Annotated in this window: 24 protein-coding genes; 13 read left to right on the forward strand and 11 right to left on the reverse strand. The window is 68.0% G+C overall.

The window, feature by feature from the left end; translation table 11 throughout:
* Nucleotides 1-182 precede the first annotated feature (182 nt).
* The 5 genes from lpxK (at nt 183) to WK25_RS12375 (ending at nt 4,144) form a co-directional block, all read left to right on the forward strand.
* Nucleotides 183-1,211 carry a tetraacyldisaccharide 4'-kinase gene (gene lpxK / locus WK25_RS12355; protein ID WP_040141598.1) on the forward strand — a complete coding sequence of 343 codons (1,029 nt, stop codon included), beginning with the start codon at nt 183-185 and terminating at the stop codon, nt 1,209-1,211.
* Nucleotides 1,192-1,392, forward strand: coding sequence for a Trm112 family protein (locus WK25_RS12360; protein WP_040141600.1), 201 nt, complete (start codon nt 1,192-1,194; stop codon nt 1,390-1,392). Before lpxK ends, WK25_RS12360 begins: the two co-directional genes overlap by 20 nt.
* A 115-nt stretch (nt 1,393-1,507) precedes the next feature.
* Nucleotides 1,508-2,299, forward strand: coding sequence for a 3-deoxy-manno-octulosonate cytidylyltransferase (gene kdsB, locus WK25_RS12365; protein WP_040141603.1), 792 nt, complete (start codon nt 1,508-1,510; stop codon nt 2,297-2,299).
* A 205-nt stretch (nt 2,300-2,504) separates the two neighbouring features.
* On the forward strand, nt 2,505-3,167 hold the full coding sequence (gene adk, locus WK25_RS12370; RefSeq protein WP_059547956.1) for an adenylate kinase: 663 nt from the start codon (nt 2,505-2,507) through the stop codon (nt 3,165-3,167).
* 218 nt (nt 3,168-3,385) lie between these two features.
* Entirely contained in the window at nt 3,386-4,144 is a 759-nt protein-coding gene (locus WK25_RS12375; RefSeq protein ID WP_059547954.1) for an SDR family NAD(P)-dependent oxidoreductase, read from the forward strand.
* Nucleotides 4,145-4,215: 71 nt separating this feature from the next.
* Here WK25_RS12375 and WK25_RS12380 read toward each other — a convergent pair whose 3' ends face one another.
* A complete protein-coding gene (locus WK25_RS12380) occupies nt 4,216-5,058 on the reverse strand; it encodes a SirB1 family protein (protein WP_069241993.1) in 843 nt (280 codons plus the stop codon).
* Nucleotides 5,059-5,066: 8 nt separating this feature from the next.
* A complete protein-coding gene (gene murJ / locus WK25_RS12385; protein ID WP_040141609.1) occupies nt 5,067-6,617 on the reverse strand; it encodes a murein biosynthesis integral membrane protein MurJ in 1,551 nt (516 codons plus the stop codon).
* 305 nt (nt 6,618-6,922) lie between these two features.
* On the opposite strand from murJ, the gene rpsT reads away from it, so the two are divergent.
* Nucleotides 6,923-7,195, forward strand: coding sequence for a 30S ribosomal protein S20 (gene rpsT, locus WK25_RS12390; protein WP_006482211.1), 273 nt, complete (start codon nt 6,923-6,925; stop codon nt 7,193-7,195).
* Nucleotides 7,196-7,345: 150 nt separating this feature from the next.
* Here rpsT and WK25_RS12395 read toward each other — a convergent pair whose 3' ends face one another.
* Nucleotides 7,346-7,666: a DUF3579 domain-containing protein gene (locus tag WK25_RS12395; RefSeq protein WP_011885815.1), complete on the reverse strand. Its 321-nt coding sequence runs from the start codon at nt 7,664-7,666 to the stop codon at nt 7,346-7,348.
* A 413-nt stretch (nt 7,667-8,079) separates the two neighbouring features.
* Here WK25_RS12395 and argF point away from each other — a divergent pair, with 413 nt between their 5' ends.
* Entirely contained in the window at nt 8,080-9,009 is a 930-nt protein-coding gene (argF, locus tag WK25_RS12400; RefSeq protein WP_040141614.1) for an ornithine carbamoyltransferase, read from the forward strand.
* Nucleotides 9,010-9,111: 102 nt separating this feature from the next.
* Here the strand turns inward: argF and murB are convergent, their stop codons facing one another.
* Nucleotides 9,112-10,161 (reverse strand): UDP-N-acetylmuramate dehydrogenase, encoded by a 1,050-nt coding sequence (gene murB / locus WK25_RS12405; protein ID WP_069241682.1) that lies wholly within the window; start codon nt 10,159-10,161, stop codon nt 9,112-9,114.
* Nucleotides 10,162-10,297: 136 nt separating this feature from the next.
* Between murB and WK25_RS12410 the strand changes: the two genes are divergently transcribed.
* Nucleotides 10,298-10,783: a YajQ family cyclic di-GMP-binding protein gene (locus WK25_RS12410; RefSeq protein WP_040141621.1), complete on the forward strand. Its 486-nt coding sequence runs from the start codon at nt 10,298-10,300 to the stop codon at nt 10,781-10,783.
* Between the two features lie 85 nt (nt 10,784-10,868).
* On the opposite strand, the gene plsY is transcribed toward WK25_RS12410, so the two are convergent.
* Both plsY and ybaK read right to left on the reverse strand, forming a co-directional pair.
* The gene (gene plsY, locus WK25_RS12415) at nt 10,869-11,504 is read right to left on the reverse strand and encodes a glycerol-3-phosphate 1-O-acyltransferase PlsY (RefSeq protein WP_069241683.1); all 636 of its coding nucleotides are present in this window, start codon (nt 11,502-11,504) and stop codon (nt 10,869-10,871) included.
* Nucleotides 11,505-11,686: 182 nt separating this feature from the next.
* The gene (ybaK, locus tag WK25_RS12420) at nt 11,687-12,178 is read right to left on the reverse strand and encodes a Cys-tRNA(Pro) deacylase (RefSeq protein WP_040141625.1); all 492 of its coding nucleotides are present in this window, start codon (nt 12,176-12,178) and stop codon (nt 11,687-11,689) included.
* Between the two features lie 267 nt (nt 12,179-12,445).
* Here ybaK and WK25_RS12425 point away from each other — a divergent pair, with 267 nt between their 5' ends.
* A complete protein-coding gene (locus WK25_RS12425) occupies nt 12,446-14,008 on the forward strand; it encodes a class I adenylate-forming enzyme family protein (protein WP_069241684.1) in 1,563 nt (520 codons plus the stop codon).
* Between the two features lie 51 nt (nt 14,009-14,059).
* Here the strand turns inward: WK25_RS12425 and xerD are convergent, their stop codons facing one another.
* Genes xerD through queG form a run of 3 tightly spaced genes read right to left on the reverse strand, consistent with a single transcriptional unit; the run spans nt 14,060 to nt 16,771 of the window.
* Complete coding sequence (gene xerD, locus WK25_RS12430) at nt 14,060-15,013, reverse strand: site-specific tyrosine recombinase XerD (protein WP_040141638.1); 954 nt, start codon at nt 15,011-15,013, stop codon at nt 14,060-14,062.
* Nucleotides 15,010-15,480 carry a methylated-DNA--[protein]-cysteine S-methyltransferase gene (locus WK25_RS12435; RefSeq protein WP_069241685.1) on the reverse strand — a complete coding sequence of 157 codons (471 nt, stop codon included), beginning with the start codon at nt 15,478-15,480 and terminating at the stop codon, nt 15,010-15,012. The genes xerD and WK25_RS12435 overlap by 4 nt, the downstream gene beginning before the upstream one ends.
* Nucleotides 15,481-15,535: 55 nt before the next feature.
* Complete coding sequence (gene queG / locus WK25_RS12440) at nt 15,536-16,771, reverse strand: tRNA epoxyqueuosine(34) reductase QueG (RefSeq protein ID WP_040141643.1); 1,236 nt, start codon at nt 16,769-16,771, stop codon at nt 15,536-15,538.
* Between the two features lie 17 nt (nt 16,772-16,788).
* Here queG and tsaE point away from each other — a divergent pair, with 17 nt between their 5' ends.
* Both tsaE and WK25_RS12450 read left to right on the forward strand, forming a co-directional pair.
* Nucleotides 16,789-17,340, forward strand: a complete 552-nt coding sequence (tsaE, locus tag WK25_RS12445) for a tRNA (adenosine(37)-N6)-threonylcarbamoyltransferase complex ATPase subunit type 1 TsaE (protein WP_059547944.1) — start codon at nt 16,789-16,791, stop codon at nt 17,338-17,340.
* Nucleotides 17,322-18,848 (forward strand): N-acetylmuramoyl-L-alanine amidase, encoded by a 1,527-nt coding sequence (locus WK25_RS12450; RefSeq protein ID WP_069241686.1) that lies wholly within the window; start codon nt 17,322-17,324, stop codon nt 18,846-18,848. The genes tsaE and WK25_RS12450 overlap by 19 nt, the downstream gene beginning before the upstream one ends.
* 58 nt (nt 18,849-18,906) lie before the next feature.
* On the opposite strand, the gene WK25_RS12455 is transcribed toward WK25_RS12450, so the two are convergent.
* Nucleotides 18,907-19,785, reverse strand: coding sequence for an EamA family transporter (locus WK25_RS12455; protein ID WP_174554675.1), 879 nt, complete (start codon nt 19,783-19,785; stop codon nt 18,907-18,909).
* Nucleotides 19,786-20,067: 282 nt separating this feature from the next.
* Between WK25_RS12455 and WK25_RS12460 the strand changes: the two genes are divergently transcribed.
* Both WK25_RS12460 and trxA read left to right on the forward strand, forming a co-directional pair.
* A complete protein-coding gene (locus tag WK25_RS12460; RefSeq protein WP_069241687.1) occupies nt 20,068-20,949 on the forward strand; it encodes a pirin family protein in 882 nt (293 codons plus the stop codon).
* Nucleotides 20,950-21,000: 51 nt separating this feature from the next.
* Nucleotides 21,001-21,849: a thioredoxin gene (gene trxA, locus WK25_RS12465; protein WP_069241688.1), complete on the forward strand. Its 849-nt coding sequence runs from the start codon at nt 21,001-21,003 to the stop codon at nt 21,847-21,849.
* A 105-nt stretch (nt 21,850-21,954) separates the two neighbouring features.
* Here trxA and tcdA read toward each other — a convergent pair whose 3' ends face one another.
* On the reverse strand, nt 21,955-22,812 hold the full coding sequence (gene tcdA, locus WK25_RS12470) for a tRNA cyclic N6-threonylcarbamoyladenosine(37) synthase TcdA (RefSeq protein WP_040141657.1): 858 nt from the start codon (nt 22,810-22,812) through the stop codon (nt 21,955-21,957).
* Nucleotides 22,813-22,913 lie beyond the last annotated feature (101 nt).

A 22,913-nucleotide genomic window follows, 5' to 3' on the forward strand; every position in this document is an offset into this window, starting at 1 on the left:
TTATCCACAGTGCGCGCCGATCCGGCCCCTTCGTCGTTGTCACGGAGGCCGCTTGCCGCGCCCGCGTGCGGCACGCTAGAGTGCCGCCTTCCGAACACCTTGCGGCAAGTGCCGCCCAACGGAGAATCCGTGTTGACGAATCCGTCCCACGTCGCGGCGCACGGCGCGCCGCGTCCGGCCCGATGAGCGCGCCCGGCGGCCCGCTCGCGCGCCTCGAAGCGCGGCTCACGCGCGAATGGCAGCGGCGCGGTGCGCTCGCATGGGCGCTCACGCCGCTCGCGTGCGTGTTCGGCGCGTGCGCGGCGCTGCGCCGCGCCGCGTACGCGCAAGGCTGGAAAAAGCCGGTCGACGTCGGCGTGCCCGTCGTCGTGGTCGGCAACGTGACCGTCGGCGGCACCGGCAAGACCCCGACCGTGATCGCGCTCGTCGATGCGTTGCGCGCGGCCGGCTTCACGCCGGGCGTCGTATCGCGCGGTTACGGCGCGAACGTGCAGGCACCGACCGCGGTCACGCCGGCATCGCGCGCGAGCGCGGCCGGTGACGAGCCGCTGCTGATCGCGCGCCGCACCGGTGCGCCGGTGTGGGTGTGCCCGGACCGCGTCGCCGCCGCGCAGGCGCTGCGTGCCGCGCATCCGAACGTCGACGTGATCGTCAGCGACGACGGCCTGCAGCACTATCGCCTCGCGCGCACCGTCGAGCTCGTCGTGTTCGATCACCGGCTCGGCGGCAACGGCTTCCTGCTGCCCGCGGGCCCGCTGCGCGAGCCGCTGTCGCGCCGTCGCGACGCGACGCTCGTCAACGATCCGTACAGCGGCGCACTGCCGCCGTGGCCCGACACCTACGCGCTCGCGCTGACGCCGGGCGCCGCATGGCATCTCGACCAGCCGGCGCTGCGCCGCCCGCTGTCGCAGTTCGCGAACGAGCGCGTGCTCGCCGCGGCGGGGATCGGCGCGCCGGAACGCTTCTTCGCGACATTGCGCGCGGCCGGCCTGGCGCCGGCGACCCGCGCGCTGCCCGACCATTACGCGTTCGCCGACAATCCGTTCGTCGACGACGCGGTCGACGCGATCCTGATCACCGAGAAGGATGCAGTAAAATTGGGCGCTTCCTGGCGCGATGCTCGGCTGTGGGTCGTCCCCGTCGAAGCCGCGCTCGATCCTCGCCTCATTGCCCTCGTTGTGGAGAAACTCCGTGGACGCTCGCCTGCTTGAAATCCTTGTGTGCCCTATCTGCAAAGGCCCGCTCCACCATGACCGCGCCGCGCAGGAGCTGATCTGCAACGCGGACAAGCTCGCGTATCCGATCCGCGACGGCATCCCCGTGATGCTCGTCGACGAAGCGCGGCAGACCGTCGAAGGCACGCCGGTCGATCCGGCCGGTCCGGCCAGCTGAACGCCGCCGCACCGGCGCATGGCCTCGGGATTTCCGCGGCCGCGCCGGGCGCGCCAAACGTGCCGGCCGCTCAAACCGCCGGCCTCGTCCCTGCCTTTCCCCCCGCCCAGTCCAGATGACTCATTCGCAACCCTTCATCGCCGTCATTCCTGCCCGGCTCGCGTCGACGCGCTTGCCGAACAAGCCGCTCGCCGATCTCGGCGGCAAGCCGATGGTCGTGCGCGTCGCCGAGCGCGCGCGCGAAGCGGGTGCGCAGCAGGTGCTCGTCGCATCCGACGCACAGAGCGTGCTCGATGCGGCACGCGAGCACGGCTTTGACGCGGTGCTCACGCGCGCCGACCATCCGTCCGGCACCGACCGGCTCGCGGAAGTCGCCGCGACGTTCGGGTGGAGCGACGACACCGTCGTCGTCAACGTGCAGGGCGACGAACCGCTGATCGACCCCGAACTGGTGCGCGACGTAGCGTCGCACCTCGCCGCGCATCCGGACTGCGCGATCGCGACCGCCGCGCATCCAATCCATGACGCGGCCGACGTGTTCAACCCGAACATCGTGAAGGTCGCGCTCGACGCGCGCAACGTCGCGATGTACTTCTCGCGCGCGCCGATTCCGTGGAGCCGCGACGCGTACCAGCCGCACTGGCCCGACGTCGCATCGATGCCCGCACCGGCGTTTCCGGTCCATCGCCACATCGGCCTCTATGCGTATCGCGCGCGTTTCCTGCGCACGTATCCGTCGCTCGCGCAGGCTCCGATCGAGCAGGCCGAGCAGCTCGAGCAGCTGCGCGCGATGTGGCACGGCGAACGCATCGCGGTGCGGATCACCGAGCATGCGCCCGAAGCGGGGATCGACACGCCGGCTGATCTCGCTCGCGTGCAGGCCCTTTTTCGGCCGGGTTCAAAATAACCCGTGGCATAATCAGGCGATTGTGCGAGCCGTCCGCGACCCGCGCGTTCTCGCTTGACCCGCCACGGCCCGCCCCGGCAGCCGCGCGCCGCTTTTCGCCGCGCGCCGCGTCAGACCGGTGCGCCGCGCGGCAGACAAGCCCCGCGCACGCTGTCGCCGACGCTTTGCGTCTCGCCAGACGAATCTACATACTGGAGATATCACCATGCGTTTGATCCTGTTGGGCGCGCCCGGCGCGGGAAAGGGCACCCAGGCAAACTTCATCAAGGAAAAGTTCGGCATCCCGCAGATCTCGACCGGCGACATGCTGCGCGCGGCCGTCAAGGCAGGCTCGCCGCTCGGCGTCGAGGCAAAGGGCTACATGGACGCCGGCAAGCTCGTGCCGGACGCGCTGATCATCGGGCTCGTGAAGGAGCGCCTGAAAGAAGCCGACTGTGCGAACGGCTATCTGTTCGACGGTTTCCCGCGCACGATCGCGCAGGCTGACGCGATGAAGGAAGCAGGCGTCGCGATCGACTACGTGCTCGAAATCGACGTCCCGTTCTCGGAGATCATCGAGCGCATGAGCGGCCGTCGCACGCACCCGGCATCGGGCCGCACGTATCACGTGAAGTTCAACCCGCCGAAGGTCGAGGGCAAGGACGACGTGACGGGCGAACCGCTGATCCAGCGCGACGACGACAAGGAAGAAACCGTCAAGAAGCGTCTCGAGGTGTACGAGGCGCAAACCAAGCCGCTGATCACGTACTACGGCGACTGGGCGCAGCGCGGCGAGGAAAACGGGCTGAAGGCCCCGCAGTATCGCAAGATCTCCGGCCTCGGCACCGTGGACGAAATCCGCGAGCGTGCGTTCGACGCACTGAAGTAAGCACCGACGCACCGCGTCGTGCACGCGCGAGCCGCCCTTGCCGGGCGGCTTTTTTTCGTCCACTCGATCCGATTCGCGCGGCAGGATTCGCATCGCCGTGTCGCTGTCGCCCCACGCGGCGGCGGCCCGTACAATCGATCGGACGCACGGGCGCCGTGACGCGACGCCGCGCGCGCACCCTCCGATCGACCGGCATCGGACCAACCAAGGAGACAGTGATGGAGATTCGCGGCAACGTCTTTCTGATCACGGGCGGCGCATCGGGCCTCGGCGCGGGAACGGCCCGCATGCTTGCGCAGGCCGGCGGCAACGTCGTGCTCGCCGACCTGAACGAAGCGGCCGGCACGGCGCTCGCGTCCGAACTGGGCGGCGTGTTCGTGCGCTGCGACGTGTCGAGCGAGGCCGACGCGCAGGCCGCGGTCGACGCGGCGACGCACGCAGGCACGCTGCGCGGGCTCGTGAACTGCGCGGGCATCGCGCCTGCTGCGAAGACCGTCGGCAAGGACGGCCCCCATCCGCTCGACGTGTTCGCGAAGACGATCAACGTGAATCTCGTCGGCACCTTCAACATGATCCGCGTCGCCGCCGCCGCGATGGCCGCGACCACGCCGGACGGCGGCGGCGAGCGCGGCGTGATCGTCAGCACGGCGTCGGTCGCGGCTTACGACGGGCAGATCGGCCAAGCGGCATATGCGGCGTCGAAGGCTGGCGTCGCCGGCATGACGCTGCCGATCGCGCGCGATCTCGCACGCAGCGGCATCCGTGTGATGACGATCGCGCCCGGGCTGTTCGAGACGCCGATGCTGCTCGGCATGCCGAAGGATGTGCAGGACGCGCTCGCCGCGATGGTGCCGTTCCCGCCGCGGCTCGGCAAGCCGGCCGAATACGCGCTGCTGGTGCGCCAGATCCTCGAGAATCCGATGCTCAACGGCGAAGTGATCCGCCTCGACGGCGCGATCCGGATGCAGCCGAAATAAGTGCAAACAACTGCAAACAAAAAACGCCTGCGATGCAGGCGTTCTTCATGGTGCGGGCTTCCGGCGGCGGCTCAATCGTCGGCGTCGCGCTGCATCCGCTGCCGCAGTTCGGTCACCTGCGATTCGACGACGGTCGCGTCTTCCGCGTCGGGGCGCTCGCCGAGATACTGCTCCAGATCCTCGAGCGCCGGGCGCAGGTAGTCGAGCCGCGCATACGCAAAGCCGCGATCGCGCACTTCGTCGAGCTGCTCCGGCAGCAGAATAACGAGCCGCTGCTGCACCGCGAGCAAGCGCTGCCAGCGCTCCGTCTGCAAATAGATCGTCTTCAGGTTGCGCAGCATCCGAGCGATGATCTCGCGGTTCGTGGCCGGCTGAAGCAGCGCGCGCAACGCGCTGTCGACCGCGCCCGCCGCGCGCGCGACGTACGGTTCGAGCATGTCGACCATCTCGGCTTCGGACAGCGAATGGCCGTTGGTCGGGTCGATGATCAGGTCGCCGTCCGGCAGCGTCACGCGCAGCAAAAAGTGGCCGGGGAACGACACGCCGCGCGCCGGCACGCCGATCTGTTCGGCGAGCTCCAGGTACAGCACCGACAGCGAGATCGGAATCCCGCGACGCCGCTTCAGCACCGCGTTCAGATGGCTGTTATCGGGGTCGTAGTAATCGTTGTGATTGCAGGCGAAGCCGAGTTCGCGAAAGAAGAACTCGTTCAGCGCGGCGACGCGGTCCTTCAGGTCCGCATCGTCGGTGAGCCGGCGGCGCAGCCGCGCGGCCAGCATGTCGAGTTCGGCCAGCGTGCCCTGCAGGTCGAGGTCGGGATAGGCGTCCTGCGCGAGCGACAGCGCGGTTTCCGTGACGGGCAGACTGTCGTCGTCCGCCACGAGCGTGCTGAAGTAGTCGAGAACGCGGGTCATTGCGGTCGTCACTTGGCGCGCCTTCTGAAGTAAGCGTATTTGAAGCCCATCACCCACAACATACCGAAATATAGTGCAGCGAACAGCACGAGGCACGCGGCCATCAGCGCGATGCGATCGAGCGGCTGCGCGCGCATGCCCGTCCAGTCGAAGTTGATCGCGCACCAGCGCATCAGGCCCGCGAGCACGAGCGCCGCGCCGACCAGCTGCACGAAGAAGCGCAGCCACCCCGGCGACGGCTGATAGATGCCGCGCTTGCGCAGCCCGAAGAACAGCAGCAGCGAGTTCAGGCACGCGCCGACGCCGATGCTCAGCGTGAGGCCCGCGTGGCCGATCAGCGGCACGAACACGTAGTTCGACAGCTGCGTGACGATCAGCACCCCGATTGCGATCTTCACCGGTGTCTTGATGTCCTGCTTCGCGTAGAAGCCCGGCGCGAGGATCTTGATCAGGATGATGCCGACGAGGCCGATCCCGTAGGTTGCGAGCGCGCGCGCGACCATCGTGACGGTGTGCGCGTCGAACTTGCCGTAGTTGAAGAGCGTCGCGGTGAGCGGCGTCGCGAAGAAGAACAGCGCAAGCGCGCTCGGCGCCGCGAGCAGGAACGTGACGCGCAGCCCCCAGTCGAGCAGCGCCGAATACTCTTGCGTATCGGCGTCGACGTGCGCCTTCGACAGGCTCGGCAGCAGGATCGTGCCGAGCGCGACGCCGAGCAGCGCGGTCGGGAATTCCATCAGGCGATCCGCATAGTTGATCCACGACACCGCGCCCTGCCCGAGCCGCGACGCGATGTTGGTATTGATGATCAGCGACAGCTGCGCGACCGACACCGCGAACGTCGCGGGCACCATCTTCGCGAGCACGCGCTTCACGCCCGGATGGCGCAGCGCACGCAACGGGTTCAGCCCGATCAGCGGCACCATGTCGATCTTCTTCAGGCCCGGCAGTTGCACGGCGAACTGCAGCACGCCGCCGACGATCACCGCCCATGCGAGCGCGAATACCGGCACCTTCAGGTGCGGCGCAACGAACACGGCCGCGGCGATGAACGCGACGTTCAGCAGCACCGGCGCGAACGCGGGCAGCGAGAAGCTTTTGTAAGTGTTGAGCACGCCGGATGCGAGCGTCGTCAGCGAGATGAACACGATGTACGGGAACATGATCCGCGTCATCGTGACCGCGAGCGGGAACGCCTGCCCGTCAGTATGCAGGCCGGACGCGACCGCGAACACGACCCACGACGCGCCGGCAATGCCGACGACCGACAGCACCGCGAGCGCCCACGCGAGCACGGTCGACATCGCGTCGACGAGCGCCTTGGTCGCATCGTGGCCTTGCTGGTTCTTGAACTCGGCGAGGATCGGCACGAACGCCTGCGAGAACGCACCCTCGGCGGACAGGCGGCGCAGCAGGTTCGGAATGCGGAAGGCGACGTAGAACGCGTCGGTGTATTGACTGGCGCCGAACGCACGGGCGATCAGCGTCTCGCGGGCCAGTCCGGTCACGCGCGACAGCAGCGTGAAGCCGCTGACCGTCAGCAGGGCTCGGAATAGATTCATGGGGCGCTTATTATACGGACGTTGCGTGCCCCGGCACGGACGGACGCCGAAAAGCCCAAACGCCGCCCTCGCGCCTGAGCACCCGACGTCACGTCGGACTTGCCACGCGCTTGATTTTGTTGCTATAATCCCCGGTTTCTGAGCCTGTTACATGCACGGCGCCTGTCGTTTTCATGTCTCGGCCTCGGTTAAAATCACCGTTTTTTTATGCGCCCCTGGGCAATCGTTCTCAGGGGACGGATCGAAAAGCAGCGCTTGGCCGTCAGGCTCCAAGCTCTGGAAACAGGACAGGATAAGGAACCGTCATGGCTAACTCCGCACAAGCACGCAAGCGCGCCCGCCAAGCCGCGAAGGCAAATTCGCACAACTCGGCGCTGCGCTCGAAATTCCGCACCGCGATCAAGTCGGTTCGCAAGGCTGTTGAAGCCGGCGACCAGGCAAAGGCTGCCGAGCTGTTCAAGGCTGCCGTGAAGACGATCGACACGATCGCCGACAAGAAGATCGTTCACAAGAACAAGGCCGCTCGCAGCAAGAGCCGCCTCGCCGCAGCCGTCAAGGGCCTGCAGGCAGCAGCGTAAATCCGGCGTGCCCGCTTCGGCGGGCGCTCCTGTTTCCTGCGATCACGAAAAAGCCCGCCTAGGCGGGCTTTTTTGCATGCGTCGTCCGGGCATCGCTGCGCCGGAGGCCACCGGGCGAACCCGCATCGTGCGCGCTCGCCCCCGCCGGATTCACTTCTTGTCGTTGTAGTCCGGCAACTCGCATGCCTCGGTAACGACGAGGTTGTTGTCCTTCGCGAAGTTCAGCACGAAATCGAATGCCATCGGCTCGATGTCGCGCAGCCGCGAATCGAGGATCACGCATTTCAGGTCGCCGAGCATCGTCGGGCGCACGTACAGAGAATATTTCAGACGCGCGTTCGGCCCGCTCGCACCCGGCCCGAAGCAGGCCATCACGCCGGCCAGACGCTCCGACCAGTCGCTCGGGCGAAACTTTTTCCCGTCTTTCGTGATGCCCTGGATGAAGAATTCGGTCGGAGGGGTTTCAGCCATGTGGTTACCCAAGTGACGGCCCGGCGATGTCCAGGCGACGGCGCCTGGGTACGCGAACACAAAGCTGGAATGGACAGCGGCAGATGCGCGTCGATATCCCGAAAACAGGCTGTCGATGCGCGCCGCCGACGCGCCGCACCGGATTTGTGCAGCGCACGGCTTGTGTCCGGCAGTGCGCGAAACGGCTTGCCTGCCGGGCTGGAGAAAACTTTTGAATTATACCGCAGCGCGGCATCGCGCGTCGTGCCGCGGCCCCTCTTCCGACGCGCGCCGCCGCCCGTCGAGATCGCTCCCCGCTTCTGCGCGCGGCTCGTCAAAGCACGGAAAATCCTTTATGCTGCTTTGAGTTATCCACATCCGACGGCGGCGCCGTCCGGCCTCGCTGCCGGTCCCGACCCGCCGTATTTCGTTTCATGACCGCCAAAACCATTCGTCACTACCTGCAGTTCAAGGATTTCTCGCTGGAAGACTACGAGTACGTGCTCGAACGCACGGGTATCCTGAAGCGCAAGTTCAAGAACTACGAGACCTATCACCCGCTGCACGACCGCACGCTCGCGATGATCTTCGAAAAGAGCTCGACCCGCACGCGGCTGTCGTTCGAAGCGGGCATCTTCCAGCTCGGCGGCCACGCGGTGTTCATGAGCACGCGCGACACGCAGCTCGGCCGCGGCGAGCCCGTCGAGGATTCCGCGCAGGTGATCTCGCGGATGGTCGACATCATCATGATCCGCACGTTCGAACAGGACGTGATCACACGCTTCGCGCAGAATTCGCGCGTGCCGGTGATCAACGGGCTGACCAACGAATACCACCCGTGCCAGGTGCTCGCCGACATCTTCACGTACTACGAGCACCGCGGCCCGATCGCCGGCAAGACGGTCGCGTGGGTCGGCGATGCGAACAACATGCTGTACACCTGGATCGAAGCCGCGCAGATCCTCGGCTTCAAGCTGCGCCTGTCGACGCCGCCTGGCTATGCGCTCGACATGAAGCTCGTGTCGCCGGACAGCGCACCGTTCTACGAAGTGTTCGACGATCCGAACGAAGCGTGCAAGGGCGCCGATCTCGTCACCACCGACGTGTGGACGAGCATGGGCTTCGAAGCCGAGAACGACGCACGCAAGCAGGCGTTTGCCGACTGGTGCGTCGACGAGGAAATGATGGGTCACGCGAACCCGGACGCGCTCTTCATGCACTGTCTGCCCGCGCATCGCGGCGAGGAAGTGACGGCCGGCGTGATCGACGGCCCGCAGAGCGTCGTGTGGGACGAGGCGGAGAACCGCCTGCACGTGCAGAAGGCGCTAATGGAGTTCCTGCTGCTCGGCCGCCTCAAGCACTAATCGCGGCAACCGCCCGCGCGCACGCGCGCGGATAAAAAAAAAGCGCCGGTCATCGATCGGCGCTTTTTGTTTGCGTGGGTGAAGCCGGCGCGGGCGACCGCGTTACATGCACACCGGCTCGGGCTCGAGCTCGACGCCGAACCGCTTGCGCACGTCGGCCTGGATCGCGCGCGCGAGCGCGAGCACGTCGCCCCCCGTCGCGCCGCCGCGATTCACCAGCACGAGCGCCTGCCGGTCGTGCACGGCCGCCGCGCCGAGCGCGCGCCCCTTCCAGCCGCACTGATCGATGAGCCAGCCGGCCGCGAGCTTCACGTGCCCGTCCGGCTGCGGATACGACACGACGTCCGGCGCACGCGCGCGCAGCGCATCGAACTGCGCGCCGTCGATCACCGGATTCTTGAAGAAGCTGCCGGCGTTGCCGAGCACGAGCGGGTCGGGCAGCTTCGCGCGACGGATCGCGACGACCGCGTCGAACACGTCGCGCGGCGTTGCGGCATCGGGGGCGATGCCGCGCGCGTCGAGCTCGCGCGTGACGTCCGCGTAGCCGAGCCGCGGCGTCCATTGCTTCGGCAGCCGGAACGTCACCGCGACGATCGCGAAGCGGCCGCGCCCGTCCCGCTTGAAGAAGCTGTCGCGATAGCCGAATGCGCAGCGCGCCGCATCGAAACGTTCGGTGCGTCCGGTCGCGAGTTCGATTGCGTGCAGCGAGTGGAAGTGCGTCTTCATCTCGAGGCCGTACGCGCCGATGTTTTGGATCGGCGCGGCGCCGACGGTGCCCGGAATCAGCGCGAGATTCTCGAGGCCGGGCATTCCGTGCTCGAGCGTCCATGCAACGAATTCGTGCCAGGTCTCGCCGCCGCCGGCCTCGACGTACCACGCATCGTCGTCCTCATGAACGACGCGGCGGCCGGCGATCTGGTCGAGCAGCACGACGCCGTCGAAATCGCGCGTGAACACGACGTTGCTGCCGCCGCCGAGCACGAGCTTTGGCAGCGACGCGACGCGCGGGTCGCGGTGCAGCGCCTCGAACTGCGCCGCGTGCGTGATGCGCGCGGCGAAGCGCGCGTTCGCGGCAATGCCGAACGTGTTGTGTGCGGCGAGCGGATGGTCGGGAAGCAGCGACAGGGCGGATTCGTCAGGGGGCATCGGCATTGGCGGTCACGTCCGCCAGGCGCGCGCATGGCCGGCCTTGGGCAAACGGAGGGGCATCGGTAAAATGGCAAACAGTCCGCAATTATAGCGAGTACCCGCGCGCGAGCCGGGCGCCCGCACCTCAAGGGAGAATGCCATGCCATCGTTCGACGTCGTTTCCGAAGCGAACATGATCGAAGTGAAAAACGCCATCGAGCAGTCGAACAAGGAAATTTCGACGCGCTTCGACTTCAAGGGCTCCGACGCGCGCGTCGAGCAGAAGGAGCGCGAGCTGACGCTGTTCGCCGACGACGATTTCAAGCTCGGGCAGGTCAAGGACGTACTGATCAGCAAACTCGCGAAGCGCAACGTCGACGTGCGCTTCCTCGACTACGGCAAGGTCGAAAAGATCGGCGGCGACAAGGTCAAGCAGGTCGTCACCGTGAAGAAGGGCGTGACCGGCGATCTCGCGAAGAAGATCGTCAGGCTCGTGAAAGACAGCAAGATCAAGGTGCAGGCGAGCATCCAGGGCGACGCGGTGCGCGTGGCCGGCACCAAGCGCGACGACCTGCAGAGCGTGATCGCGATGCTGCGCAAGGACGTGACCGACACCCCGCTCGACTTCAACAACTTCCGCGACTGATCGACGCCGTCGACCGGCCGTCCCGCGCCGCCGGCGCCCGCACGCAGCAGCGCCCCGGCGGCCGGGCCATCCGGCAGTACCTTTCTCAGGCCTTGCCGCCGTCCTGCGCGCCGCCGTCGGCCGCCTTCTTCTTGTCGCCGATCCGGCTCTCCTGCCCCGCCAGCAGCTTCGAGATGTTGCCGCGGTGACGCCATACGAGCAGCACGCTCATCGCCAGCACGGCCCATGCGACCGGATTGTGGCCGGTGCCGAACAGGAACACGTCGAACACCGGTGCGAACACGGCCGCGACCAGCGCCGCGAGCGACGAATAGCGGAAGAAGAACGCGACGATCAGCCAGGTCAGCGCGGTCGCGAGCCCGAGCACCGGGTGCACCGAGAGCAGCACGCCGGCGGCTGTCGCGACGCCCTTGCCGCCCTGGAAGCGGAAGAACACCGGATACAGGTGGCCGAGAAATACGGCGATTGCGACCCATGCGACGGCCACGTCTGACAGTCCGAAGTGCCGCGCGAGCCACACCGCGAGCCAGCCCTTGAACGCGTCGCCGACGAGCGTCAGGATCGCGGCCTTCTTGTTGCCGCTGCGCAGCACGTTGGTCGCGCCGGGATTCTTCGACCCGTACGAACGGGGATCGGCCAGGCCCATCGCGGCGCTGACGACGACGGCGAACGACACCGAACCGATCAGGTAGGCAACAAGTGCGGCGAGCAGGATCTGCATGCGGAGAACTCTTCTTTCAACGTATCGGTGAAGGGACGGCCGGGAGCGGCATCCCGACCGGTTGCGACGGGCGCCGCCGCGGCGGAGCGCCGGCAGGCCGTTTCGGCCGGCCGTGCGGGCCGACCGGCCAAAACGGCGCCCATTCTACCGAACGAACGCGGCCTGCCACGAAGGTGAAACCCTCAGTCGGCGCTCGCGCACTGCACGGGCGTCGCGCCGAGCAGCGTCGTGAGCACCGCGGGCGCGAGGCTCACGAGATAGCCGCGGCGGCCGCCGTTCAGGTAGATCGTCGGCAATTCGAGGATCGTAGACTCGACGTACACGGGCATCGTCTTGCGCGTGCCGAACGGCGACGTGCCGCCGACCAGATAGCCTGAATGGCGGTTCGCGACGTCGGGCTTGCATGGCTCGACGCGTTTTGCGCCGATCTGCCGCGCGAGATTCTTGGTCGACACCGTGCGGTCGCCGTGCATCAGCACGATCAGCGGCTTCGCGTGCTCGTCCTCCATCACGAGCGTCTTCACGACGCAGTGTTCGTCGACGCCAAGCTGGCGCGCCGACTCGCCGGTGCCGCCGTGCTCGACGTAATCGTACGGATGCTCGCCGAATGCGATGCCGTGGCGGCGCAGCAGCTGGGTCGCCGGTGTCTCGGACACGTGTCTGGATTTGCTCATGGCCGCATTTTAATGGCGAACGAGCGGCGGGAGCCCACGATCGCGCCGGCATGCGCTTGTTCGGTGTCCGCGCCTGCGGCTCGCGCACCGGCGGTATACTCGCGGCCCTTCAGGCGCGGGCGAGCATGCCCGTCGTCGCGTCCGTCATCATTGCGCACATCGCGAAGCGCTATTGCCCGATTGCCCGATTGTGGCGCGTGCGCCGTCATGGCACGATCGTTCGCAAATCTCGCCGCGCGGTTGCCCGGCCCTTCTTCTGGAGACGCCATGATCCCTGCTGTCCGCCCGGCCACGCCGCTCGATGTCGCGGCGCTGCTCGCCGCATTGCCCGACCGCATCGCCGACGTGCCTGCCCGCCGGGCCGCGCATGCGCCCGCGCAGCCGGCGCTGATCGAGGATGCACGCCGGCTGTCGTACGGCGAGCTCGCGCAAGCCGTCGACGCGGCCGCCCAACGGCTCGCCGCCCTTGGCGTGCGCGGCGGCGATCGCGTGATGATCGTCGCGGAAAACAGCGTCGCGCAGATCGTGCTGCTGTTCGCGGCCGCGCGCATCGACGCCTGGGCGCTCATGTCGAACGCGCGGCTGTCGGCCGGCGAGCTCGACGCGATCGCCGCGCACGCGCGCCCGAAGCTGATCGCGTTTACGACGGAAGCGTCACCCGATGCGCGCGCGCACGCCGCGCGGTACGGCGCAACGCCCGCCGACGCGCTGTCCGTCGACATCGGCGCGTGGTCGCACCACGTCGACGCGCGCGCGCCCGCCGAGCCGGTCGCGGCCGACGGCGCCGCGCAATGCGCGGCGCTCATCTATACGACCGGCACGACCGGCACGCCGAAGGGCGTGATGCTGTCGCATCGCAACCTGCTGTTCATCGCGGCGACGTCGAGCGCACTGCGTCGCGTGTCGCCCGACGATGTCGTTTATACGGTGCTGCCGGTATCGCACGTATATGGGCTCGCATCGGTGTGCCTCGGCAGCCTGTATGCCGGCGCGACGCTGCGGCTCGCACCGCGGTTTTCGCCGGAGGCCGTGCGGGTCGCGCTCGCGGACGAAGGCGTGACGATCCTCCAGGGCGTGCCCGCGATGCACGCAAAGCTGCTCGAGCATCTGCACACGCACGCACACGCGTGGCACGCGCCGCGACTGCGCTTCGCGTATTCGGGCGGCTCGCCGCTCGATGCCGACCTGAAGGCGCGCGTCGAACGCATGTACGGCGTGCCGCTGCACAACGGCTACGGGATGACCGAAAGCAGCCCGACGATCACGCAGACGCCGCTCGACGCACCGCGCGCCGACTGCTCCGTCGGCATGCCGATCCCCGGCGTGGAGATGCGGATCGTCGCGCCCGACGGCACCGACGTGCCGCGCGGCGAGGTCGGCGAGATCCGCGTGCGCGGGCCGAACGTGATGCTCGGCTATTACCGGAATGCGGACGCGACGCACGCGGCGGTGTCGCAAGACGGCTGGCTCGCCACCGGCGATCTCGCGCGGCAGGACGCCGACGGCTCGGTAACGATCGCCGGCCGCAGCAAGGAGCTGATCATCCGCTCGGGCTTCAACGTGTATCCGGTGGAAGTCGAACAGGTGCTGAACGCGCACGCGGACGTCGTGCAGGCGGCAGTTGTCGGCCGTGCAGTCGACGGCAACGAGGAAGTGCTTGCATTCGTCGAACTGGTGCCAGATGCGACGGCGACGGAGGCCGAGCTGCACGCATGGTGCGCGCAACGACTCGCGCCTTACAAGCGCCCGGCCCGCATCCGCGTGCTCGACGCGCTGCCGGCCGCGTCGACCGGCAAGGTGCTGAAGCACAAGCTGCGCGAACTCGGGTAACGCTCGGCGCCGGCCCCGCGGCCTGCGAGCCGGCGCACGCGCCGCGTGAACCTAGCCGCGCGGATGATGCTGCGCATGCAGCGTCTTCAACCGTTCGCGCGCGACGTGCGTGTAGATCTGCGTGGTCGAGATGTCGCTGTGGCCGAGCAGCAGCTGCACGACGCGCAGGTCGGCGCCGTGGTTCAGCAGGTGCGTCGCGAACGCGTGCCGCAGCGTATGCGGCGACAGGTGCGCGCGCACGTCGGCCTTCAGCGCATGGCGCTTGATGATGTTCCAGAATTGCTGGCGCGTCATTCCATCGCCGCGCGCGGTCACGAACAGCGCGTCGGCCGCGCGCGCGCCGAGCAGCGCCGGCCGCGCGTCGCGCAGATAGCGTTCGATCCAGCCGTGCGCGACTTCGCCGAACGGCACGAGCCGCTCCTTCGAACCCTTGCCCATCACGCGCACGACGCCTTCGTTCAATCCGACTTCGACCGTCTTCAGCGTGACGAGCTCGCTGACGCGCAGCCCGCTCGCATACATCAGCTCCAGCATCGTGCGATCGCGCAGGCCGAGCGGCGTCGCGATGTCGGGCGCGCCGAGCAGCGCCTCGACCTGGGCCTCCGACAGCGTCGACGGGAACCGCGTGCCCTGCTTCGCAGACGTGATCCGCAGCGTCGGGTCCGCGGTCGCGCGATGCTCGCGCACGGCCCAGCCGTAATAACGGCGGAACACCGACAGCCGCCGGTTCGACGACGTCGCCTTGCCGTCGCTGCGCGCGGCGATGTAGCCGGTCACCATTGCCTCGTCGGCCGCGTCGAGCGGCGCGCCGTGCGTCGCGGCCAGCCATTGCGAAAACAGCATCAGGTCGCGCCGGTACGCATCGAGCGTATTGCGCGCAAGCCCGTGCTCGAGCCACAGCGCATCGCAGAACACGTCGATCGACGCACGGCTCGCGAGCAGCGCGGGCGACGCGTCGGCAATGGAACCCGCATCGGAATCGGGGGACAGCAGCGGTTCGGTCATTTGTACGGCACACCCTCGTGCGCAAGCAGCCAGCGCTTTACTTTCTGGTAGTAGCCACCGTCGTCGTGATTCGCGAAGCCGCCGAGGCCGCCCGCCGCGACGACGCGATGGCATGGAATCACGAGCGGGAAATAGTTCGCGCCGCACGCCTGGCCGACCGCGCGCGGCGCGCTGCCGATGCGCTTCGCGACCTGCCCGTACGTCAGCACCGTGCCTGGCGGAATGTCGCTGATCACGCCCCACACTCGGTGCTGAAACGCGCTGCCGACCTGCGCGAGCGGCAGGTCGAAGCGCGCCGACGCGCGCTCGAAATAACGTTCGATCTGCTCGACTGCCCGCTTCGCGAGCGGCGAATCGGGCGCGACCGTTGCGATCGACTCCGGCAGATAAACGATTTCGCGCACCACCGCGGCATCGGTGCGAATGCCGACCTTGCCGAATGGCGCGTCGATGACTGCGTTGAACATGAGCTTCTCCTTACCGGTGCAACGTGCGGCGCCGCGCCGACACTCTACGCCGCCTTCACGCGGCACGCAGCGCCCATTCGACGTGCTCGCGCACGACCGGCGACGGATCCTCGGCGCGCGCGCGCAACGCGGCGACGATCGCGTCGCGCGCATCCGGCGCGAGTCGATCGCGCGGCGCGCGCAGCGCATTGCCGAGGCCGACCGCGAGATTGCGCAGCCAGCTTTCATGCCCGATGCGCCGGATCGCGCTGCCCTGCATCCGCGTCTCGAACGTGTCGGCATCCCAATCGAACAGCTCGACGAGCGTCGCGCGATCGAGTCCGTGCCGCACGTCGAAATCGGCGACCGGCGCCGCCTGCGCGAACTTGTTCCACGGACACACGAGCTGGCAGTCGTCGCAGCCGTACACGCGGTTGCCGATCAGCGGCCGCAGCGGTTCGGGAATGCTGCCTTTCAGTTCGATCGTCAGATACGAGATACAGCGGCGCGCGTCGACGCGATACGGTTCGACGATCGCGCCGGTCGGGCACGCGTCGATGCAGCGCGTGCAGCTGCCGCAGTGCGCGCCGGGCGTCTCGGGCGCGGTGCCGGGCGCCGTCTGCGCGTCGGTCGGCAGCGGAATGTCGACGTAGATTTCTCCGAGAAAGAACAGCGAGCCCGCGTCGCGCTGCAACAGCAACGTATGCTTGCCGCGCCAGCCGACCCCGGCCTTCTGCGCGAGCTCGACCTCGAGCACCGGCGCGGAATCGGTGAACACGCGGTAGCCGAATCCGCCGATCTCGCGCTCGATGCGCTCCGCGAGCGTCTGCAGCCGGTTGCGCAGCACCTTGTGATAGTCGCGGCCGCGCGCGTAGATCGACACGACGGCCGCCTGCGGATCGTCGACGCGCGCGCGCTCGCGTGCGCGCCAGTCGTGCGGCGCGAGCGCGCCTGCCGCCGCATCGGGCGCGTCGGCGGCCAGCGTTTCGGCCGGCAGATACGCGAGCCGTGCGGAAATCACGCGTCGCGTGCCGGCCACAAGTTCGGCCGGCCGCGCGCGTTTCATCCCGTGTTTGGCCATATAATCCATTTCGCCGTGGTACCCGGCTTCCAGCCAGGCGGCGAGGCCCGCTTCGGCATCCGAGAGATCGGTGTCGCTGATGCCGATTGCCCCGAAACCCAATTCGCGCCCCCACGCCCTGATGCGAGCGGCGAGCGCAGTCAACGTCGCATCATCGAGCGCGCACGGCGCCGCGCCTTCGGCACGAGTCGAAGGGGTGTCGGATGCGGCGAGTTCCGGTAATCGGTTCATCGCACTATTTTACGAGAATGCCAGCCACGCCCCATACGCGTCACGCCGACACGCTGCCCGCCCCGCTCGCGGAGCGCGTAATCGCACTCGCCGACGAAGCGGCGACCGAAGCCTTCGGCGCCCGCTTCGCGCACGCGCTCGACGCGGCGCGCACCGAACTCGCCCGAGCGCACGCGTTCGAGGGGCTGCAGATTCAGCTGCTCGGCGATCTCGGCGCGGGCAAAACGACCCTCGTGCGCGCGGTCCTGCGCGGCCTCGGCCATGCCGGCCGCGTGCGCAGCCCGACCTACACGCTCGTCGAACCGTACGCGTTCGCACGCGACGACGGGGAACTTGAGGTCTATCACTTCGATCTGTATCGATTCAACGATCCGGCCGAATGGTCCGATGCAGGCTTTCGCGAATACTTCAATTCCAGCGCGATCTGCCTCGTCGAATGGCCGCAACAGGCGGGCACCCTGCTCGGCGTGCCCGATCTGGTTTTCTCGCTCGACGTGGACGGCGAAGGCCGCGCCCTCACCGTCCGGGCGTACAGCGCTTCAGGAAAGGCATGTCTCGAAAGATGTTGATCAAACCGTTCCGCTCGATCGAATCGGCGGCCACCGCGACGCACAACTGGCGGCGCCGTCAGATCCTGCGCGCGGGCGCGTCGACGCTGGTGCTCGGCCTCGCCGCGCCGCGGCTCGCGCATGCGTCGTCGGTGCTCGGCGTGCGCGTGTGGCCCGCCCGCGATTACACGCGCGTCACGATCGAATCCGACCAGCCGCTGCAGAATAGCCAACAGCTCTTGCAGGCTCCCGACCGCCTCGTCGTCGACCTGACCGGCCTCGAGCTCGACCAGGCGCTGCGCGACCTCGTGTCGAAGATCGCACCGAACGATCCGCAGATCCAGTCGGTGCGCGTCGGCCAGTATCAGCCGCATGTCGTGCGGATGGTGTTCGACCTGAAGGGCTCGGTGAAGCCGCAGGTTTTCACGCTGCCGCCGGTCGGCACCTACAAGTACCGGCTCGTGTTCGACCTCTATCCGGCCGTCGCGCCCGATCCGCTGGCCGATCTGATCGCGCAGACCGAACGCAAGGAACAGGCGCTCAACGACACCGCGCGTGCGCAGCAGATGCAGCCGCCGACCACGCTCGCGGGCCCGGCCGCACCGCCGCCCTCGGCGGCAGACAACAGCGACGCGTTCTTCCAGCGCTTCGCGCAGAACGCTCCGGCGACGCCGCGCACGCCGCCGGCCGCGGCCACACCGTCGGCACCGGCGAAGCCGGCCGTCAAGCCGCCGGCCGTCATCGCGCGCCGCGACGACAGCGACGACGACGGCGACACCTACAAGTTCACCGCGCCGAAGTCGGGCAAGGGCGGCACCATGCGCCTGTTGACGGTCGCGATCGATCCGGGCCACGGCGGCGAGGATCCCGGCGCGATCGGCGGCGGCGGTACGTACGAGAAACACATCGCACTCGACATCGCGAAGAAGCTGCGCGCGAAGATCGACGGCGCGCCGAACATGCGCGCAATGATGACGCGCGATGCCGACTTCTTCGTGCCGCTGAACGTGCGCGTGCAGAAGGCGCGCCGCGTGGGCGCCGATTTGTTCGTGTCGATCCATGCGGATGCGTTTACGACGCCGTCCGCGAGCGGCTCGTCGGTGTTCGCACTGTCGGATCACGGTGCGTCGAGCGCGGCCGCGCGCTGGCTCGCGAACAAGGAAAACGCGTCGGACCTGATCGGCGGCATCAACATCAAGACGCAAGACGCGGCCGTGAGCCGCGCGCTGTTCGACATGTCGACGACCGCGCAGATCCGCGATTCGCTGCGTTACGGCAATTACGTGCTGAAGGAAGTCGGCGGCATCAACAAGCTGCACAAAGGCTCGGTCGAGCAGGCCGGATTCGCGGTGCTGAAAGCGCCGGACATTCCGTCGATTCTGGTCGAGACCGCGTTCATCAGCAATCCGGACGAAGAGCGCAAACTCAACGACGACAGCTATCGCGACGAGATGGCCGACGCGATCTTCCGCGGCATCAAGCGCTACTTCGCCGCGAATCCGCCGCTCGCGAAGAACCGGATGGCCTGACGGCCGCACGCGCGAGCGCCCTCTCCCGCGCCGCCGGCACGCGCCGCGTGCCGGCGCGTCACGACGCCGCGAAACGGCGTATCAGCTTCCCGCCGAACACGTTCACCGCAAGGCCAGCCAGCACGAGCGCCGCGCCGATCAGCTGCGCGTGGCTCAGGTGCTCGTCGAGCAGCAGCGCCGACGACGCGAGCCCGACGATCGGCACCAGCAGCGAGAACTGAGCGACCTGCGCAGCCGGATAGCGCGACATCAGGCGGCTCCATAATCCGTAGCCGAGCAGCGTTGCAACGAACGCCAGATACACGACCGCGAAAATCGATGCGCGGTCGAGCCCGGCCAGCGCGGCGCCGATCCGCTGCGGCCCCTCGAACCACAGCGACAGCACGAAGAACGGCACGGGCGGCACGAGGCTCGCCCACACGACGAGCGAGACCAGGTTCGCGTTGCCGACTTTCTTCGTGACGATATTGCCGAACGCCCACATCGCGGCCGAGCCGATGGTCAGCAGGAAGCCCGCGAGCGTCATCGCGCTGCCGCCCTGCACGGCGATCACGACGAGCCCGGCCGCGGCGATCGCCAGGCCGACCAGGTTCTGCACGCGCAGCCGCTCGCCGAGGAACAGCATCGCGAACACAAGCGTGAAGAACGCCTGCGACTGCAGCACCAGCGACGCAAGGCCGGCCGGCATGCCGACGTACATGCCGGTGAACAGGAACACGAACTGGCCGAGCTGGATCGTCGCGCCGTACAGCAGCAGCATGCGCCATGGAATCTGCGGGCGGCGCACGAAGAACACCGCAGGCACCGCCGCGAGCGTGAAACGCAGCGCACCGAGCAGCATCGGCGGCATGCCGTGCAGGCCGACCTTGATCACGACAAAGTTCACACCCCACGCGAGGATCACGACCAGCGCGAGCAGCAGGTCCTTCGGGGCCATCATCGGCGTCTCCTCGATTGTCGGATGAGTTCGAAAGGCGCTCAGTCTACCGGGTTTCGCCGCACCGCCCGATACCCGCGCGGCGCGAATGGAATCGGCGCGCGCGCGGGCGTGCGGGGCTCCCCGGACCGGGCACGCCGCATGCCTGCGGCCGCTGCAGCGCAACACGCACCGCGTCGGCTCGCTCCATCGCACCGCCGGCACGCCGCGTTCCCCGTCGCCCGCGCGGCTGTGCCGCCGGTACAATGACCGGCAAACCTGCCGTCCCCCACGAGGCCCCCCATGACCGACCCGATCAAAGCCCTGCTGAAGCCGCACATCCGCGACATCGGCAACCTGCAGGTGCGCCGCACGCTGCCCGCGCTCGCCGCACGCCTCGTCGGCCCGTTCATCTTCTTCGATCACATGGGCCCCGCCGCGCTGCCGGCCGGCACCGGGCTCGACGTGCGCCCGCATCCGCACATCGGGCTCGCGACCGTCACGTACCTGTTCGACGGTGCGATCCTGCACCGCGACAGCCTGGGCTCGCTGCAGGAAATCGTGCCGGGCGACGTGAACTGGATGACCGCCGGACGCGGGATCGTGCACTCGGAGCGCACGCCCGACGCGCAGCGCGCGAGCGGCCATACCGTCCACGGTATCCAGACCTGGGTCGCACTGCCGGTCGCGCACGAGACCACGGAGCCGTCGTTCGAGCACCATCCGGCCGACACGCTGCCCAAGCATCAAGAAAACGGGGTCGCGCTGACCGTGATCGCCGGCGACGCATTCGGCCTGCGCTCGCCCGTCAAGACGTTCTCGCGCACGCTGTACGTCGCCGCCGAATTCGCGGCCGGCGGCCGCGTCGAGCTCGATGCGTCGCATCAGGAGCGCGCCGTCTATGTGGTCGACGGTGACCTGACGATCGACGGCACGAGCGTGCCGGCCGAGCAGATGGCCGTGCTCGCGCCGGGTGCGACGGTCACGCTCGCGAGCGCCCATGGCGCACGCGCGATGCTGCTCGGCGGCGACAAGATCGACGGCGAGCGCTTCATCGAATGGAATTTCGTTGCCAGCAGCCGCGACGCGATCGAGCGCGCGAAGCGGGCATGGACGAACCAGGAAATGGGCAAGGTGCCCGGCGAAACCGAGTGGATTCCGCTGCCCGAATCGAAGCCGCGTTGAAAAAGCGCGCGCCGCCCCCACCCTGACGACATTCGAACGGAAGAGAACGACATGGATACCACGCTTGCCACTTTCGAAAGAGACGTCATAGAGGCGTCGCTGGACACGCCCGTGCTGGTCGACTTCTGGGCGCCGTGGTGCGGCCCGTGCAAGACGCTCGGCCCGCTGCTCGAAAAGCTCGAAGCCGACTACGAAGGGCGCTGGAAGCTCGTGAAGGTTAACGTCGACGAGAATCAGGAACTCGCCGCGCATTTCCAGACGCGCAGCATTCCGCACGTGATCGCATTCGCGGACGGCCGCCCGGTCGACCAGTTCATCGGCGTGCTGCCGGAAGGACAGTTGCGCGCGTTTCTCGACCGGCTGCTGCCGGCGCCCGACGAAGCGGAGCGCCGCGCCGCACAAGATGCGATCGCCGAATCCCGCTACGACGATGCACTCGCGCACCTCGAAGCCGCGCTCGCGCTGAACCCCGGCTTCGAGGATGCACGGCTTGACCTGATCGAGCTGCTGCTCGCGCGCAACGACGTGGACGCCGCACGCGCCGAAGCCGAACGCCTGTCGCCGCAGACGCTTCAGGGCGCGGATCCGCGCTACCAGGCGATCAAGACCCGTTTCGATGCGCTCGATGCAACGGCCGACCTGCCGCCGACCGACGCGCTCGAAGCACGCATCGCCGCCAATCCCGCCGATCTCGAAGCGCGCTTCGACCTCGCGCAGACCCTGATCGCTCGACGCGCGTACGAAGGCGCACTCGAGCAGTTGCTGGAAATCGTGTTGCGCGACCGCACGTATGGCGACGATCTCGGCCGCCGCACGATGATTTCGGTGTTCGAACTGGCGGGCGATCGGCCCGAGCTCGTCGCCGCGTGGCGGCGCAAGCTGAGCATGGCGCTCAATTGATTGTCCGAACGGCCGGCCGCAACGGCCTGGCCGGTTCGCGAACGTACGGCGGCGCCGCCGCCGTACCGCACGCACCATTCCCGTTCGCGGCCCGAGCTGCCCCGATCAGCCGGCAGCGCGCGCCGCAATTGCGCGCAATGCGTGCGCGGCCGCCGCGAACCCGAAGCTCGCGGTCACGCACACGCTCGACCCGAACCCCGCGCAGTTGAGCCCCGCGACATGCGCGGCGGTGGACGGCTCCGCACCATCCTCGATGTCGCAAGCGGCCGCCTCCGGATAGATCAGCGGCTCGTCCGAATACACGGCGCTGATCCTGAAGCGCGCTTTCGGCCCGCGCGGGAAGCCGTGCTGCTTGCGCAACTGCGCGCGCACCTTCGACAGCAGCGGATCCTGGATCGTCAGCGCGAGATCGTCGATGCGGATGCGCGTCGGATCGAGCTGGCCGCCCGCGCCGCCAACCGTGACGAGCGGCTGCCCCTTCGCGACGCACCATGCGATCAGCGCGACCTTCGTGCGCACGCTGTCGATCGCGTCGATCACGTAGTCGAAGCCGCCGCCGAGCAGCGCATCGAAATTGTCGGGCTCCGCGAAATCCTCGATCCTGTTCACGCGGCACGCGGGGTCGATCAGCGCGATGCGCTCGGCCATCGCGTCGACCTTCGGCTTTCCGTAATTGCCGTCGAGCGCGTGGATCTGCCGGTTCGTATTGCTTTCCGCGACGTTGTCGAGATCGATCAGCGTGAGTGTGCCGATCGCGCTGCGCGCGAGCGCCTCGGCCGTCCACGACCCGACGCCGCCGATGCCGATCACGGCCACGTGTGCGCGCTCGAACGCGGCGAGCGCCGGTGCGCCGTACAACCGCGCAATACCGCCGAAGCGGCGCTCGCGATCCACGTCAAGCTGGATCGTCGGGGTCGGGGTAAGATCAGAGGAACTGTGCGGGGCGGCGTCGGCGGCAGACATGGCAGCAAGGAAAACGTAAGTCGTGCAGCCCTCTATTTTGCCTGAAGTCCCCGCCCGCACGCGGCACCGCGCACGCACGATTCCCGCGCGTTCGCTATACT

Source organism: Burkholderia latens, assembly GCF_001718795.1.
Classification (GTDB): domain Bacteria; phylum Pseudomonadota; class Gammaproteobacteria; order Burkholderiales; family Burkholderiaceae; genus Burkholderia; species Burkholderia latens_A.

What these genes read in the sequence shown, in the direction of transcription:
- lpxK (WP_040141598.1), top strand. Translation starts at nt 183, where the DNA reads ATGAGCGCGCCCGGCGGCCCGCTCGCGCGCCTCGAAGCGCGGCTCACG.
- kdsB (WP_040141603.1), top strand. Translation starts at nt 1,508, where the DNA reads ATGACTCATTCGCAACCCTTCATCGCCGTCATTCCTGCCCGGCTCGCG.
- adk (WP_059547956.1), top strand. Translation starts at nt 2,505, where the DNA reads ATGCGTTTGATCCTGTTGGGCGCGCCCGGCGCGGGAAAGGGCACCCAG.
- WK25_RS12375 (WP_059547954.1), top strand. Translation starts at nt 3,386, where the DNA reads ATGGAGATTCGCGGCAACGTCTTTCTGATCACGGGCGGCGCATCGGGC.
- WK25_RS12380 (WP_069241993.1), bottom strand. Translation starts at nt 5,058, where the DNA reads ATGACCCGCGTTCTCGACTACTTCAGCACGCTCGTGGCGGACGACGAC.
- murJ (WP_040141609.1), bottom strand. Translation starts at nt 6,617, where the DNA reads ATGAATCTATTCCGAGCCCTGCTGACGGTCAGCGGCTTCACGCTGCTG.
- rpsT (WP_006482211.1), top strand. Translation starts at nt 6,923, where the DNA reads ATGGCTAACTCCGCACAAGCACGCAAGCGCGCCCGCCAAGCCGCGAAG.
- WK25_RS12395 (WP_011885815.1), bottom strand. Translation starts at nt 7,666, where the DNA reads ATGGCTGAAACCCCTCCGACCGAATTCTTCATCCAGGGCATCACGAAA.
- argF (WP_040141614.1), top strand. Translation starts at nt 8,080, where the DNA reads ATGACCGCCAAAACCATTCGTCACTACCTGCAGTTCAAGGATTTCTCG.
- murB (WP_069241682.1), bottom strand. Translation starts at nt 10,161, where the DNA reads ATGCCGATGCCCCCTGACGAATCCGCCCTGTCGCTGCTTCCCGACCAT.
- WK25_RS12410 (WP_040141621.1), top strand. Translation starts at nt 10,298, where the DNA reads ATGCCATCGTTCGACGTCGTTTCCGAAGCGAACATGATCGAAGTGAAA.
- plsY (WP_069241683.1), bottom strand. Translation starts at nt 11,504, where the DNA reads ATGCAGATCCTGCTCGCCGCACTTGTTGCCTACCTGATCGGTTCGGTG.
- ybaK (WP_040141625.1), bottom strand. Translation starts at nt 12,178, where the DNA reads ATGAGCAAATCCAGACACGTGTCCGAGACACCGGCGACCCAGCTGCTG.
- WK25_RS12425 (WP_069241684.1), top strand. Translation starts at nt 12,446, where the DNA reads ATGATCCCTGCTGTCCGCCCGGCCACGCCGCTCGATGTCGCGGCGCTG.
- xerD (WP_040141638.1), bottom strand. Translation starts at nt 15,013, where the DNA reads ATGACCGAACCGCTGCTGTCCCCCGATTCCGATGCGGGTTCCATTGCC.
- WK25_RS12435 (WP_069241685.1), bottom strand. Translation starts at nt 15,480, where the DNA reads ATGTTCAACGCAGTCATCGACGCGCCATTCGGCAAGGTCGGCATTCGC.
- queG (WP_040141643.1), bottom strand. Translation starts at nt 16,771, where the DNA reads ATGAACCGATTACCGGAACTCGCCGCATCCGACACCCCTTCGACTCGT.
- tsaE (WP_059547944.1), top strand. Translation starts at nt 16,789, where the DNA reads ATGCCAGCCACGCCCCATACGCGTCACGCCGACACGCTGCCCGCCCCG.
- WK25_RS12450 (WP_069241686.1), top strand. Translation starts at nt 17,322, where the DNA reads ATGTCTCGAAAGATGTTGATCAAACCGTTCCGCTCGATCGAATCGGCG.
- WK25_RS12455 (WP_174554675.1), bottom strand. Translation starts at nt 19,785, where the DNA reads ATGGCCCCGAAGGACCTGCTGCTCGCGCTGGTCGTGATCCTCGCGTGG.
- WK25_RS12460 (WP_069241687.1), top strand. Translation starts at nt 20,068, where the DNA reads ATGACCGACCCGATCAAAGCCCTGCTGAAGCCGCACATCCGCGACATC.
- trxA (WP_069241688.1), top strand. Translation starts at nt 21,001, where the DNA reads ATGGATACCACGCTTGCCACTTTCGAAAGAGACGTCATAGAGGCGTCG.
- tcdA (WP_040141657.1), bottom strand. Translation starts at nt 22,812, where the DNA reads ATGTCTGCCGCCGACGCCGCCCCGCACAGTTCCTCTGATCTTACCCCG.